12 protein-coding genes are annotated in these 14,372 nt (G+C 69.1%); 9 read left to right on the plus strand and 3 right to left on the minus strand.

Translation table 11 applies throughout. The features are described 5' to 3' along the window. The 5 genes from ACOJUJ_RS10415 to ACOJUJ_RS10435 are packed head-to-tail and all read left to right on the plus strand — an operon-like array spanning position 1 to position 7,151. A complete protein-coding gene (locus ACOJUJ_RS10415; RefSeq protein WP_420126806.1) occupies positions 1-3,183 on the plus strand; it encodes a molybdopterin dinucleotide binding domain-containing protein in 3,183 nt (1,060 codons plus the stop codon). 1 nt (position 3,184) lies between these two features. Beyond that, positions 3,185-4,615 carry an NrfD/PsrC family molybdoenzyme membrane anchor subunit gene (nrfD, locus tag ACOJUJ_RS10420; protein WP_420126807.1) on the plus strand — a complete coding sequence of 477 codons (1,431 nt, stop codon included), beginning with the start codon at positions 3,185-3,187 and terminating at the stop codon, positions 4,613-4,615. Next, complete coding sequence (locus ACOJUJ_RS10425; protein WP_420126808.1) at positions 4,612-5,130, plus strand: DUF3341 domain-containing protein; 519 nt, start codon at positions 4,612-4,614, stop codon at positions 5,128-5,130. The genes nrfD and ACOJUJ_RS10425 overlap by 4 nt, the downstream gene beginning before the upstream one ends. Beyond that, the gene (locus ACOJUJ_RS10430; protein ID WP_420126809.1) at positions 5,117-5,809 is read left to right on the plus strand and encodes a c-type cytochrome; all 693 of its coding nucleotides are present in this window, start codon (positions 5,117-5,119) and stop codon (positions 5,807-5,809) included. The genes ACOJUJ_RS10425 and ACOJUJ_RS10430 overlap by 14 nt, the downstream gene beginning before the upstream one ends. Before the next feature lie 13 nt (positions 5,810-5,822). Then, a complete protein-coding gene (locus tag ACOJUJ_RS10435; RefSeq protein WP_420126810.1) occupies positions 5,823-7,151 on the plus strand; it encodes a hypothetical protein in 1,329 nt (442 codons plus the stop codon). Between the two features lie 285 nt (positions 7,152-7,436). Here the strand turns inward: ACOJUJ_RS10435 and ACOJUJ_RS10440 are convergent, their stop codons facing one another. Genes ACOJUJ_RS10440 through ACOJUJ_RS10450 form a run of 3 tightly spaced genes read right to left on the minus strand, consistent with a single transcriptional unit; the run spans position 7,437 to position 10,365 of the window. Continuing rightward, positions 7,437-8,474: a hypothetical protein gene (locus tag ACOJUJ_RS10440; RefSeq protein WP_420126811.1), complete on the minus strand. Its 1,038-nt coding sequence runs from the start codon at positions 8,472-8,474 to the stop codon at positions 7,437-7,439. Then, on the minus strand, positions 8,468-9,445 hold the full coding sequence (locus tag ACOJUJ_RS10445; protein ID WP_420126812.1) for a PKD domain-containing protein: 978 nt from the start codon (positions 9,443-9,445) through the stop codon (positions 8,468-8,470). Before ACOJUJ_RS10445 ends, ACOJUJ_RS10440 begins: the two co-directional genes overlap by 7 nt. Next, positions 9,442-10,365, minus strand: coding sequence for a hypothetical protein (locus ACOJUJ_RS10450; RefSeq protein WP_420126813.1), 924 nt, complete (start codon positions 10,363-10,365; stop codon positions 9,442-9,444). Before ACOJUJ_RS10450 ends, ACOJUJ_RS10445 begins: the two co-directional genes overlap by 4 nt. 345 nt (positions 10,366-10,710) lie before the next feature. Between ACOJUJ_RS10450 and ACOJUJ_RS10455 the strand changes: the two genes are divergently transcribed. The 4 genes from ACOJUJ_RS10455 to ACOJUJ_RS10470 all read left to right on the plus strand — a co-directional run bounded on the left by ACOJUJ_RS10455 (position 10,711) and on the right by ACOJUJ_RS10470 (position 14,351). Next, a complete protein-coding gene (locus ACOJUJ_RS10455; protein WP_420126814.1) occupies positions 10,711-11,874 on the plus strand; it encodes a L,D-transpeptidase family protein in 1,164 nt (387 codons plus the stop codon). Continuing rightward, complete coding sequence (locus tag ACOJUJ_RS10460; protein WP_420126815.1) at positions 11,874-12,656, plus strand: PHP domain-containing protein; 783 nt, start codon at positions 11,874-11,876, stop codon at positions 12,654-12,656. The genes ACOJUJ_RS10455 and ACOJUJ_RS10460 overlap by 1 nt, the downstream gene beginning before the upstream one ends. 69 nt (positions 12,657-12,725) lie before the next feature. After that, positions 12,726-13,325: a hypothetical protein gene (locus ACOJUJ_RS10465; protein WP_420126816.1), complete on the plus strand. Its 600-nt coding sequence runs from the start codon at positions 12,726-12,728 to the stop codon at positions 13,323-13,325. 138 nt (positions 13,326-13,463) lie between these two features. Next, positions 13,464-14,351 carry an RNA methyltransferase gene (locus tag ACOJUJ_RS10470; protein ID WP_420126817.1) on the plus strand — a complete coding sequence of 296 codons (888 nt, stop codon included), beginning with the start codon at positions 13,464-13,466 and terminating at the stop codon, positions 14,349-14,351. The last annotated feature ends 21 nt before the right edge of the window (positions 14,352-14,372 follow it).

Consider the following 14,372-nt stretch of genomic DNA (forward strand, 5'->3'; position numbering starts at 1 on the left):
ATGTCTGACGGAATGAAGAGGCGCACCTTTCTCAAGGTGCTGGGCGCGTCCGGGGCGGCGACCGCGACGGTGGGATGCTCCACCCGCGAGGTCGAAAAGCTGATCCCCTACACGGTCCAGCCCGAGGAGATCGTCCCCGGCGTGCCTACCTGGTACACCAGCACCTGCCGGGAATGCCCGGCCGGCTGCGGCATCCAGGTAGAAACGCACGAGGGGCGCGCCACCAAGGTGGAAGGCAACCCGCTGCACCCCATCAGCCACGGCAACCTGTGCCCTCGCGGCCAGGCCAGCGTGCAGGGGCTCTACCACCCCGACCGCTACACCGGCCCGTCGGTGATGGAGTTTGGCGTGGACCAGCCCCGCGCGGTGTCGTGGAGCCAGGCCGAGCGGGTGGTGGCGGAGGAGATCCGCCGCGCCCCCCGCGGCAGCGTGGTGTTCCTGACCGGCGAGTACCGCGGCACCATGGACACGCTGGTGGACCAGTTCGCCGCCGCCACCGGCGCGCGGCGGGTGCGCTACGCGCCGCTGGAAGACGCGCCGCGTGACCTGGACTTCGCCAACGCCGACCTGCTGGTGTCGTTCGGGGCCGACTTCCTGGAAACCTGGGGGTCGCCCGTGGACTACGCGTGGCAGTTCGCGCAGATGCACGGCTACCGCAACGGCCGCCGCGGCCGCTTTGTCTGGGTGGGCCCGCACCGCCCGCTGACGGGGCTGAACGCGGACCTGTGGATCCAGACCCGCCCCGGCACCGAGGCGCTGGTGGCCCAGGCGCTGGCCGGCGGCGACGTGAACGCGGTCGCGCAGCAGACGGGCGGCACCGAGGGCGCGCAGGAGCGCGCGCGGGCGCTGCAGACGCTGCAGCAGTGGTGGGGCGAGTCGGCGCGCAAGGTGGCGCTGGGCCCGGGCGCCGCGGTGCAGGGCCCCAACAGCGAGGCGCTGCGCCAGGCCGTCGCGGGGCTCAACGGCCGCGGCTCGCAGCCGGCGGCGGACCTGCGCCCGATCCAGCAGCTGGTGCAGCAGATGAACGCCGGCCAGGTGAAGGTGATCCTGATCGACGCGCAGAACCCGGTGCACTCGCTCCCCGGCGGGCTGAAGTTCGCCCAGGCGCTGGCCAAGGTGCCGGTGCGGGTGAGCCTGAGCACCTTCCCGGACGAGACCAGCAAGCTGGCCACGCACGTCCTGCCGCAGAGCCACTTCCTGGAGCGCTGGGACGACTACGTGCCGCGCGACGGGGTGTTCGAGCTGGTGCAGCCGGCCATGAAGCCGGTGTTCAACACCAAGGCGGCGGGCGAGATCGTCCTGGGTATCTCCACCGCGCTGGGGCTGGCCCCCACCACGGCCGGGGCCCCGGCGACCACCTGGCTGGACTACCTGCGCGCCGCCTGGGCGGGACGCGCCGGATCGCAGGAGGCGTGGCGCGGCGCGCTCAAGCGCGGCGGCGTGTACCCGGAGTCGGCCACGGCCACGCAGGCCTTCGGCTTCACCACGCAGGACCAGGCGACCGCCGCGTCGACGCCGCAGCCCGCGGTCGCGGCCGCCGGAGCCGCCGCGGGAACGACGGTAGCCGCCGCGCCGGCCCAGCCGGTTCCGGCCCCGGCCGTCCCCGCGCCGCCGCGCGCGGTGGCCGCGGCCACCTACCAGGCGCCCACGTACGAGGGGCCCCAGGACGGGCTGCATCTCGTGGTCTACCCGTCGCTCCGCTTCTTCGACGGGCGCACGGGGAACCGGCCCTGGCTGCTGGAGCTGCCGGATCCGGTGGCCAAGGTGTCGTGGGACTCGTTCGTCGAGATTCACCCCGCCACGGCCGAGGCGCGGGGGATCGCGCAGGGTGACGAGCTGGAGATCACCTCGCCGCACGGAACGATCAAGACGCGCGCGTACGTGTACCCGGGCGTGATGCGCGACACCCTGGCCATCCAGATGGGCCTGGGCCAGGAGGGCGGTGGCCGCTGGACGGAGGGGCTGGGCGCCAACCCTATGAAGCTGCTGGGCTCGCTGGACCCGGCGACGGGCGCCGCGAACCACGCCGGCGTGCGCGTCTCCATCCGCAAGACGGGCGAGCGCAACGTGCGCCGCGCCTTCCCTCAGGGGCTGGTGGAAACCGGCGTGCGCGTGCAGCATGACCGCCGCATCGCGCAGGCGGTCGGGTTCGCGGCGCTCACCCGTCTGGACCAGCACGGGCCGGGGATCATTCCCGGCGAGGACCAGCACATCGAGGAGCTCAAGGGCTCCGGCGGCTTCGTTCCCGAGAAGATGCAGACGGACCCCGCGTCCGGGTATCCGCCTCCGGGAACGGAGTACGGCGAGTACATCGACGGCGACACCCGCTGGGGGATGGTCGTCGACCTGGCGCGGTGCATTGGCTGCGGCGCCTGCCAGATCGCCTGCAGCGCCGAGAACAACGTCCCCGTCGTGGGGCCGACGGAAGTGCGCAAGGGACGCGAGATGTGGTGGCTTCGCATCGAGCGCTACTTTGGCGTGAGCCGCAACCCGGACGAGGCGCTGCGGGACGACGCCACGGACGACGTGCGCTTCCTCCCCATGCTCTGCCAGCACTGCGGACAGGCGCCGTGCGAGCCGGTGTGCCCCGTGTACGCCGCGTACCACACGCCCGACGGCCTGAACGGGCAGGTGTACAACCGCTGCGTGGGCACGCGCTACTGCGCGCAGAACTGCCCGTGGAAGGTGCGCGTCTTCAACTGGTTCACCTATGAGTTCGCCGAGCCGCTGAACTGGCAGCTGAACCCCGACGTGACGGTGCGCGAGAAGGGCGTGATGGAGAAGTGCACCTTCTGCGTGCAGCGCATTCACGAGGCGGAGCGCAACGCGGCGGCCGAGATGCGCCCCGTGCGCGACGGCGAGGTGGTGCCGGCCTGCGTGCAGACCTGCCCCACCGAGGTGTTCGTCTTCGGCAACTTCAGCGACAAGGACAGCGCGGTGTCGCACGCGGCGCGCACCAACCGCGGCTACCGCGCGCTGGGCGAGCTGAACACGCAGCCGGCCATCGTCTACCTGAAGAAGGTGACCTGGAACGAGCCGGAGAACGGCGGCCACGAGCCGGTGGCGCACGGCGCCGGCGCGGCCGCGGACCACGGCGAGACCGACCACGCCGAGGGCGCCAACGCCAAGGGCGGCGGCACCGAGAACATGCCGCAGGGCGGCCAGAGCGAGGGAGGCCACTGAGATGGCGACGGAGACTGAAAACACCGTGGTCCGCTCCAGCTTTCACCCGGACGTCGAGAGCTACGAGCAGGTAAACCGCGACGCCATGCGGCTGCTTACCCCGCCGGGCAAGGGGTACCTGGCGCTGCTGGCCATGTCGGTGATGCTGGTGGGGCTGCTGGTCACGGCCGAGCTGCACAACATCATCTACGGCCTGGGGATGATCGGCGACAACTGGGCCGTGATGATCACCACCTTCGTGTTCTGGGTGGGTATCGGTCACGCCGGCACGCTGATCTCCGCGATCCTGTACCTGTTCCGGGCGCCGTGGCGGCAGGCCGTCTACCGCTTCGCCGAAGCGATGACGGTGTTCGCGGTGCTCACCGCGGCGCTGTTCCCGCTGCTGCACATCGGCCGGCCCTGGTTCTTCTACTGGCTGCTGCCGCTGCCCAGCCAGCGCCACATCTGGCCCAACTTCCGCAGCCCGCTGCTGTGGGACGTGTTCGCCGTGACCACGTACCTCACGGTGAGCTCGGTGTTCTTCTACATCGGCCTGATCCCCGACATCGCCGCGGCGCGTGACAGCACCACGCACCCCATGCGGAAGAAGGTCTACGGGGTGCTGTCGCTGGGGTGGCGGGGTACGGACCGCGAGTGGCGCCACTTTACCCGCGCCTACCTGTTCCTGGCCGCGCTGGCCACGCCGCTGGTGCTTTCGGTGCACTCGGTGGTGTCGTGGGACTTCGCCGTGTCCATCGTGCCGGGCTGGCACACCACCATCTTTGCCCCGTACTTCGTGGCCGGCGCCATTCTTTCGGGCGTGGCCATGGTGGTGACGCTGATGGTGCCGGTGCACAAGATCTTCCGGCTGGGGGCGTACTTTACCCCCGTGCACTACGACCGGCTGGCCAAGCTGCTGCTGCTTACTTCGTGCATCGTGGGCTACGCCTACGGCATGGAGTACTTCATGGCCTACTACTCGGGCGAGCTGTACGAGCGCGACGTGTTCTGGGACCGCGTGACGGGCGACTACTGGTGGGCGGGGTGGTCGATGATCACCTTCAACGCCTTTGTCCCGCAGCTGCTGTGGATCAAGAAGATCCGGCAGAACCTGAACGCGTTCTTCATCATCTCGGTGTTCGTGAACATCGGGATGTGGTACGAGCGCTTCGTGATCATCGTCCCGTCGCTTTCGCACAGCTACGAGCCCTGGAAGTTCTGGAACCTGCACATGACGTGGGTGGACGCGTCGCTGCTGCTGGGCTCGTTCGGCTGGTTCTTCATGTGGTTCCTGCTGTTCCTGCGCTACCTGCCCGGCCTGTCGATGGCCGAGATCAAGGAGGTGCTGCCGCCGCCGATGAAGCACCACGCGCCGGAGCACCACGCGCACGACGAGGCCCGGATGGTGGCGGAGACCCTGCCCACCGGCTACAAGGAGTGGGAGGTTCGATGAGCAAGCTGCGCACGGGTGTCCTTGGGGTCTTTCCCCACATGGACACCGCCACGACGGCGATCCGCAAGCTGCGCAAGGAAGGCTACCAGCTGACGGTGTACTCGCCCACGCCGCGGCACGAGGTTGAAGAGGCGCTGGGGGTCAAGGAAAGCCCCGTCCGCATCTTTACCCTGGTGGGCGCCTTTACGGGGACGGCGGCGGGAACGGCGCTGGCCACGTGGGCGTCGATCGACTGGCCGCTGGTGGTGGGCGGCAAGGAGATCATCTCGCTGCCGGCGTTCAGCGTGATCATGTTCGAGCTTACGATTCTGCTGGGCGCGCTGAGCACGGTGGCGGGGCTGTTCATCCTGGGCCGCATTCCCCACCTGGGGCCCGCCGAGGCGCCCATGTACCACCCGTCGTTCACGGCGGGCAACTTTGGCGTGTTCGCGCACGCCCCCCGCGACCGCTACGGCGACGTGCAGCGGATCATGACCGAGAGCGGTTCGGAGGAGGTGCTCGTTGACCAGCGCTAACCTGGCGCGGGCGGTGGCGTTCACCGCCGCGTTCACGATCTCGGGCGCCTGCACCGACTGGGCGGGGTACGACCTGGACCGCGCCTCGGGCGCGGTGCCGGCGTTCAGCACCATGCGCAACGACGTGTCGCCGGACCCGTACCAGATGCCGCGCGAGCCGGTGCCGGGAACGGTGCCCGCGCAGCACCCGCTGGGCGACGTGCCGGCGCCGTACACGCAGGCGGACCTGGACGCCGTTGCGGCCGGCTTTACCAACCCGCTGCCGCGCAGCGCGCAGGTGCTGGCGCGCGGCAAGCTGCAGTACGACCGCAACTGCTCCGTCTGCCACGGCGCGCTGGGCGACGGGCAGGGAACGGTGATCAACGCGCAGAGCAAGTTTCCGTACGCACCCGCGCTGAACGCCGGACCTTCGCAAGCGCGGTCGGACGGCTACATCTACGGGGTGATCGACGTGGGCCGCGGCCTGATGCCGCCGTACGGCGCCCGCATCACGCACCTGGACCGCTGGGCCATCGTGCACTACGTCCGCCAGCTGCAGGGCTCGCTGGAGACGCGCAACCCGCCGCCGGCGGTGTCGCCGGTGGGCGCGCGCGTCGACTCCGTCCCCGCGGTGGAGCCGCAGCCCAGCGCGACCCAGCCCGCGACGGTGAATAGCCGTCCCGGCAGCACCGTGCCCTGACCGCAAGCGAGAGATGGCTCACGATACGTATCCGCCGCGCGACCTGCCGTTGCGCTTTGCCGCACCCTCGGCCGCCGCCACCATCGGCGGGCTGGTGCTTGCGCTGCTGGGCGCCGTCACGTTCTTCCTGGTGCCGCGCGAGCGGGCGTGGAACGCGTTCCACTTCAACTGGATGTTCTGGTCGTCGGTGGCGATCGGAATGGTGATGTTCGCGGTGGCGCTGCACCTGACCAACGCCCGCTGGGCCTGGTCCATCAAGCGCTTTCCGCTGGGCGGGGTGGCGTTCCTTCCCGTCTCGCTCATCCTGTTCCCCATCATGCTGTTCGGGGGGCGCCACACCTACTTTCACCACTGGCTGCCGCACGAGGCGGACGGGCACGTGGTGAACCCCATGGCCGGCGACGCCATTCTCGAGGCCAAGGCGGGGTGGCTCAACTTTCCCTTCCTGTTCGGCCGCGACCTGGTGGCGCTGCTGGTGCTGTTCGGGCTGGCGACGCTGTTTGCCTACCACCAGCTGCGGCCCGACGTGCACGGGCTTGACCGGGCGGGGCGGCGCGGGTGGCCGTACAGCTGGCTGGGGCGGGGCATCACGGGCGACATCAACGCGGTGGCGGCCGATTCGTACCGCCGCAACCAGAAGATCGGCGTGTTCCTGGCGCTGGCGTTCGCGTTCCTGTGGGGGCTGATCGCCATCGACATCGGCATGACCACGCTGCCGCACTTCTTCAGCACCATGTTCCCGGTGGCGTTCTTCATCAGCGCGTTTCACAGCGCGCTGGCGATGACCATCGTGATGGTGGTGATCCACCGCCGCTCGCTGCGGCTGCACGAGTGGATCACCGAGCGCCAGTTCCACGACATCGGCAAGCTGCTGTTCGCGTTCGCCGTGTTCTGGATGTACATCAACTGGTCGCAGTACGTGGTGATCTGGTACGGCCTGCTGCCGCACGAGCAGGAGTACTTCATCCGCAAGTTCAACGCGCCCTTCGGACCCGTCGTGGTCGCGGTGGTGATGATGATCTTCGTGGTGCCCTTCTTTGGCCTGCTGCCGCGCAGCATCAAGAAGATGCCGGAGATCCTGGCCGGGTTTGCGGGGCTGGTGCTGCTGGGCCACTGGCTGGAGCGCTTTCTCCTGGTGACGCCCAACATCTTCGACAACCTGACGGCGCTGCCGCTGGGGCTGGCGGAGATCGGGATGGCGCTGGGCTTCGGCGGGCTGTTCGTGGCGTGCTACACCTGGTTCCTGCGCACCTTCCCGGTGCTGCCGTCGCCGGTGTCGCTGGCGGCGGTTCCAAGCGGCTTGGTGAACGTCGGCGCCCGCGGCAAGGTGGTCGAGGCCTGATCGGCGGATGCGGGACCGGCTTCGGCCGGCTCCGCGCGACGGATGGAATGACAGACGATCCCGCGGCTTCCGGATGGAGGCCGCGGGATCGGTCGTTTGGACTGGGTCCAGTAAACCGCAGGTGTCATGCGGAGGGGCGCGGAGAACTTTCTATCCGTGTCTCCGCGCCTCCGCGTGAGGTACGTCCCTGTGGTGCGTCGGATCAGTCTCTCCGTCGCGATTCTTCCTCTGGCGGCGCTTGGATCGCGGCGGCCGTCGATCAGCAGGGCTCTCCGCCTCTCGCGCTCAGTTGCTTCCGGACACCACGGTGACTTCTTCGAACACGGTGGGCTGTCCTGCCAGGATGGGGAGTTGTACCGGCTCAACCTGGTCCCCGTCCGGGCGCAGGCCGCCCGTCGCCAGCAGGGTTGGCTGCTCGGCCGCCGGGATGAAGAGCAGGCGGCCCCCCTCACGGCCCAGGTAAAGCTCCCGGACCTCTGCGGTGCGGCTTCCGGACAGCGTCCGCACGCGCACGGTTCGCTCCAGGGTGAGCTTCCATGCTCCGCCCAACGGCCCCCGGTTCCACCCGGTCTGTACGAATTCAGGAACCTCGCTCACCCGGAATCCAGTCAGCCCGTACACGTGCGCGACCGCCGCCTCGGGCCAGAGCGGCGCCATTACGTCCCGGCGCGCGGTGTCGATGGGAAGCCCCCGTTCGTAGAAGTCCGCGCCGCTTTCTATTGGACGATCCAGCCGGCCATCGGGACGAACTCCGACATTCGTATTATACGCCGAAACGGCTATGTTCATCCGGTGGCGACCCTCCGAGCCCAGGCGCACCAGGTAGTACGGTCCGAAAATGCGCCGGAATGCTCCATGAAAGCCGTCGGGGAAAAGCGCGTAGGGTGTGCTCTGATACAGTACGCGGGGATCCGCCTGAAGCTTTCTGTAGTCGAATGAGTGGCCGTGCTGCTGCTGCCACTCGTTCTCCAGCACCGGCCCAAAGCTCAACGCGAACGACATCGCGAGTTCGCGTGCGCGTTCCGCCGAAATTATGGGCTCGGTGGACGGAGCCGTGGGCAACGAGTATGAAAACAGACCATCCTGGTCCAGATTCGCGGCGGCGGCACCGGTAACGAATGGACGCACGTCCAGAGGTTCCGTGGGGTCGGTGATGCCGCGCTCGCTGCAGCCGCCCAGCAGCACGCTCGCGGCGAGCAGCGGTTTCGCTACCCACCGGGCGAAGCCATCGGCGTGCCGGAAGCGTGCGGAACGACCTGCCCGCTCGCGCGCGCGCGCCCTGCCGGCAACTCTGCGGAAGAATCCAGGGTTCGCCGTCAGCACGCGATCGCTCCACTCGGACACGTGGCTTGCACCCGCACCGTCTTCGTCATCGTACCCACCTCTCCGTTAGTATCCTGCGCGTTCACCCTCAGCACGTACGACCCAGCATCGAGATACCCGTCGAACACCGGGCCGCTTTGGATCAAGTAGTCATCGACGTACCAGTTGTACGTGTAAGTACCCGTGCCGCCTCGCGCCCCGGCGGTCCACTTCACAACGTCGCCCTCGTACATCGTCGAGGGTCCCGTGATGCTCGCCTGTACTCCGCCAACGTTGACCGCCAGAACCGCAGCCACCGTGCTCCAGGTCTGGTCGGTGACTTCTACCCGCAGATCAAAGTCTTGCGTTCCGACGGTTGCCGAGTATGAAGAGCCGCTACCGACATGCGTGCCGTCACGGTACCAGGTGTACGCAAACGCGGGGTAGCCCCCGGAAACGGGCGCCGTCCAGGTGTGGGTGGTACCAGACAGGGGCACGATTTCGCCCACCAGCCTGGTGGAAAGGTTTGTCTGCTGATAGGTAAGCTTTGTCTTGCCGTTGGCACGGGCGCCCGTCGAGATGTTGAACGCCTCGAAGGTAGCCGTGTCATGATCGGCAAACGTTCGCTTGCCAGTGGCCGCGGTATACTCGGCCCTGGGTTCTGCGAAACCGGCGCCCGCCCCGATCAGGAAGGGTACCGACTCCTCTGACACCTTCTTTCCGGCGGAGTTCTTTACCACGACTCTGGCGACATTCACGTCTGACCCGTTGAAATCCCAGATGCGCGCGGCCGCAAATTTTGTTTCCGTTCCCGGGCTTGCAAGCGGGATCGGGCATTCGGCAGGAATGACCAGCTCATAATCCAGATTGTACATGTTGCTGCTGGGGCTTGCGCCGATGATTGGGCAGTTTTTTACGTAGCTCTGCCCGCACGCCGCCAGCCCCCAGACCGTGATGGCGCCGCACGCGGCTTCAAGGAGAAAACGTCTCATTGGTCGGGCCCTCCGGGCATGACGTCGACGGCTTCGAACGAGACTGTTTCCCCCGCCAGGATCGGCACGTCAACCGGATCGATTCGGTCATCCGGTGTGTTCGCGATGGCGCCCGTCCGCTCGCTGCGGGCGTTGCCCCGAACCGCCGTCATCAGGCGCCTGCTGCGCACCGGCCCCACGTACAACTCTCGGACGCGGTGCGTGCTCCCTTTCCCGCGTGCCTGCACAGGGACATCCCGATCCAGCGTGAGCTTCCACACAGCTGTCGCTGGGTGGTAGGGCATGCCAAGCCTGACCAGCTCGGGGGTGCTGGTGACGCGGGCGCCGGTAACGCGACCCACTTCCTCAACAGCAGCCTCGGGTGACACCAATCGGAACTCATCCTCGTTCGCTGGCAGCCCCATCGAGAAGAACTCCGCACCGCTTTGGACCGGGCGGCGCACCAGTCCCTTTTCATCGATCCGGGCCTCCTCGTTGTACGCGGCGACGGTGATCAGGAGCACGGGATGCGAGCCTGAATAGAGGGTGACGAGGTAATAGGGGCCGTACGTCCGGGCAAAGGCAGGGTGATACCCGTCCGGAAACTTTCCGTACGGGGAGCGCGCGAAGAGGATGCGCCCGCCCACGCGCAGGCTGGCCAGGTCGATGGGTCCGCCCCTGTCCTGCTCCCACGCCCGGTGAAGTGACGGTCCCCACGTCCGGACGGACGCGAGCGCCAGCTCGCCAGCGCGTTCAGCACTGATGATGGGCCGGTCGCCGGGCGCGGAAGGTGCCGCGAGGACGAAGCGCCCGTCCGGCCCCAGACTGGCCGCTGCAGTCGCCGTGACGAAGCGATGGGTGTCCGTAGGCGCCGGAGTCAGGCCCCCTACGGTCGATTCCGTCGCCTCGCACCCCGTGAGGATTGTGACGGCGATCGCCAACCCGGAAATGCTGTGGATGCGGCGTGACGGGCAGGAAAGGATTGGAGAACCGCATTTTCGCATGGAGTCTCCGAGGATCGTCGCCTGGAAGGGATGGAACTATGCAGGCGCACGTTAAAGGCGTTCCCGTGTATCGTCAATTATTCTGTTCTGCCGGATCCGTCTTCGTTGCGTCCCGCTGCTACCGGTGCACATCCTGTCGCGGCGCGGGCGGAACCGCTATCCTGTTTCCTTGAACGGACCTTTGCGCGCGCGTGGCGCAGGGGTTGCAAACCATGGCGCGGGTGCGGCTTCGCTTCTGGATGCGCGCCGCACCGCGTCCCAGAGATGTACATCCACCGAAACATGCGATTCAATTCCTTCGCGCGCCTTGCTCCCGCGCTGGCGGCCCTGCTGCTGGCGGCGTGCTCGGCCGTGGGCGGCGGTGCCGGCGGGCCGGCACCCGCGGAAGACCCGCGCATTAGCGCCCCCGCGGCCGAGGGGCCGCCCGTGCGCCGCGACCTGAAGTACGTCGTGGTCGACGTGGACGTGAACGAGCTGCGCTACATGGACGGTGAGCGGGTGCTGTGGCGCGCGCCCGTGGGCACCGGCACCGGCTTTCGCCTGACGACGGAGCGCGGGCGCAACTGGCAGTTCAACACGCCCAGCGGCACCATGTACGTGCAGTTCAAGGAGCAGAACCCCACCTGGTTCATCCCCGACTGGTGGTTCATCGAGAACAAGCGGCCCGTGCCGCCCCTGGAATCGCCGGAGCGGCGCCAGGAGGGCGGGCTGGGCGCGGCGGCCGTCTACCTGGGCAACGAGATCGCCATCCACGGCACCGACAAGCCCGAGCTGCTGGGCCGCCGCGTGTCGCACGGCTGCATTCGCCTGTCCAACGAGAACGCGCTGCGGCTGTACCACAACGTGCAGGTAGGCACCCCCGTCATCATCGTCGGCAACCCGCCGGTGCTGGGGGAGCAGCCCGACAGCGTGGCCGCCTTTACCCGCCAGGCGCGCCGCGTCCCCACGCCGCCCAACCCGCTGGCGCGGGTGGGGACGCAGGCGCTGCTCACGCGGCTGGACCGCGAGCTGGCCGCGCCCGACACGTCGCACGCCTGGGTCAACACCGCGCACACGCTCATCGGGCGCGGGCTGGGTGAAGACGCCATTGCCCTGCGCGGGCTGCTGACGCGCGCGGGGCAGGCGCGGGCCGGGGTGCGGCGCGAGGAGTACGCCACCTTCCTGGCGGACGCGTTCTCCCGTGGCTCGCTGCGGGTGGTCGTCTCGCTCAACCGCATCCCCGAGGAGGCGCGCGAGCGGGCGGCGCGGGAGATCGTGGAGGCCACGATGGAGATGTGGCACGGCGAGCTGGACGAGCCCACCACCCCCTGGCCCACGCGCCGCCTGCCCAAGTCGCGGCTGGGGCCGGAGGGGCAGGCGGGGTGGACGGCGATCGAGGCGGCGGAGGAGGCGTACCGCGCCCGCTACCGTCCACGCAGCGCGTCCACCGTCGCGCGGGGCGGGTGATGGCGGATTCCGTACCGGAAAGCTCGCTGCTGGGCCGGCAGGACCTGCACGTCCACACCACCATGTCCGACGGTTACGTGCCGCTGGAGGAGCTGGTGAGCATCGCGGCGGAGCGGGGCGTGCAGATCGGCGTGGCCGACCACATCTCGCGCCGCAACCTGAAGCGCTTCGTGAGCGACGAGGCGCGCGTCCGCCGCTACCTGGACGCCGTGGAGGCGCAGGACGTGTTTGTGAGCGGCGAGTTCTGCTGGTGCGACAACTACTACCGGGAGCTGCCGGACGAGGTGATGGCGCGCTTCGACTACCTGGTGGGCTCCAACCACGGCTTCGAGCTTCCCGGCGGCGGGATGGGTTCGCCCTGGTGGGAGCAGCTGCCGCCGGAGTGGAAGGAGCGCCCGCGGGAGCTGATGGACGTGATGGTGGACGAGCTGTGCCGGATGGTGCGCACGATGCCGATCCAGATCGCCGCGCACAGCACGCTCACCCCGCCGGCGCTGTTCGACCTCGAGGGCGACGTGGACGCGTGGTGGACGGCGGAGCGGGAGGACCGCTACGTGGAAGCGCTGGCGGAAAGCGGGGTGGCGCTGGAGATCAGCAACCGCTACCGTCTCCCGCACGACCGCCTGCTGGGCAAGGCGCTGCAGGCCGGGGTCCGGTTCTCGCTGGGGAGCGACGGGCACGGGCGCGACCAGGTGGCGCGGCTGGAGTGGGCGGCGGACACGGCGCGGCGCGTAGGGGTGACGGACGCGGACCTCTTTGTCCCCGAGCGGCGGCGGCGGTAGTGGGCGGCGGATGGAATCCAGGCGACGTTTCAGATCGGACAAACCGGCATACAGGGGAAGGGGGGCTCGATGGCCAGCCAGGACGACGAGGTGGGGGGACCCAGGCCGCGTGACCAGTGGGCGCGTGAACAGGAGAGGGCGCTGGAGCGCGTCCGCGAGCCACACCGACCCGGCGCGCTGGAAGCCGAGGCGGGGCCGGAGCGGCACGGGCCGTCGCAGCAGCTAACGCGCGAGCCGCGGCAGTCGCGCGGCGGGGGCGGTGACGGCGACGCGGCCCTGCGCCGCGACCCCGGGTCCATCCGCGCGGAAGACACCGAGCCGTACATCGGGCTGCAGTACGTGGCGCGGCTCTTCAAGATCGTGGCGATGATCGTGATCGTCGCCATCATCGCCGAGGTGGTGGCGGGGCTGATCTACGAGGGGATGGGCGCCGGCTTCAACCTGCTGGCCGAGGTCATCCAGGGCGGCGTGCTGGCGGCCATGCTGTGGGGCGCCGGCGACCTGACGCTGCTGTTCATCGACGTGGGCCACGACGTGCGCGCCGCGCGCGTGCTGCTGGGCCGCATGTCCGCGCGCATGGGCGTGAACCCCGGGGACCTGATGCCGCACCGCGAGCGCGACGAGGACGACGTGCGGCCGGCGCCGCGCGGCATGCAGGGCAGGGACTAGGGAACGGGAAACAGGGAATCGCGGGATTGCGATCTCGCGTTCTCCGCCGCGACGAGGCATTCATTCCAGGCGGGGTGGATGCCTCGCGCACTTCCGGCGCAGATGCATCGCACCGATCATCCCACGGATGGAAGACACGTGAGCCAGACGGACGAAGCGGGCGGGATGGACCAGGCGGCCGAGGACGCCGCCGACAGCGCGGCGCGGGCAGCGCTGGAGGGAATCGTCGTGGTCCTGTGGCAGACGCAGGACTACGTGAACATCGCCGGCACCGTGCGGGCGATGAAGAACTTTGGCCTGTCGCGGCTGCGGCTGATCGAGCCCGTGAAGTACGATCCGCACCGCATCGAGGGGATCGCGCACGACACCGAAGACATCGTGCAGCGCATCGAGACGCACGATTCGCTGCTTTCCGCGCTGGGCGACTGCTCGTACGTGGTGGGGATGACGGCGCGCTCCCGCCGGGCCAAGCGCGCCGTGGCCCGGCCGCGATCGCTGGCGCCGGAGCTCCTGTCGCGCGGGGCTGAGGCCGTGGCGGGTGAGACGGGGCCGGTGGCGCTGCTGTTTGGCCGCGAGGACAAGGGGCTCAGCAACGAGGCGCTGGACCTGTGCCACCGCACTTGCATCATCCCCACCAGCCAGCACGCGTCGCTCAACCTGGCGCAGGCGGTGCTGGTGATGGCGTACGAGTTGTGGATGGAGGCCCAGGGCCGCGACCAGGCGTTTCGCCCGCCGCGCCGCGAGGCGCCCCCCGCGCGCATCGAGCTGCTTGAGAAGCTGTTCGAAGACGCGGAGTCGGCGCTGTGGACCGTGGACTTTTTCAAGAGCCGCCAGGCGGAGTCGGTGATGCGCACCCTGCGCGAGGTGGTGCGCCGCGCGGACCCGGACGCGCGCGAGGCCGGTCTGCTGCGCGCCATCTCCATCGAGGTGGTGAAGCACGCGCGCCGCACCGGCAGCCTTCCCCCCGAAGGCGACCCCCGCGACTTTCGCCACGCCGACCCTGCCCAGAACCCGCCGAAGCCGTAGCCGTGTGTCCAGGACGCGGCG

It is taken from the genome of Longimicrobium sp., from assembly GCF_048594345.1.
GTDB lineage: Bacteria > Gemmatimonadota > Gemmatimonadetes > Longimicrobiales > Longimicrobiaceae > Longimicrobium.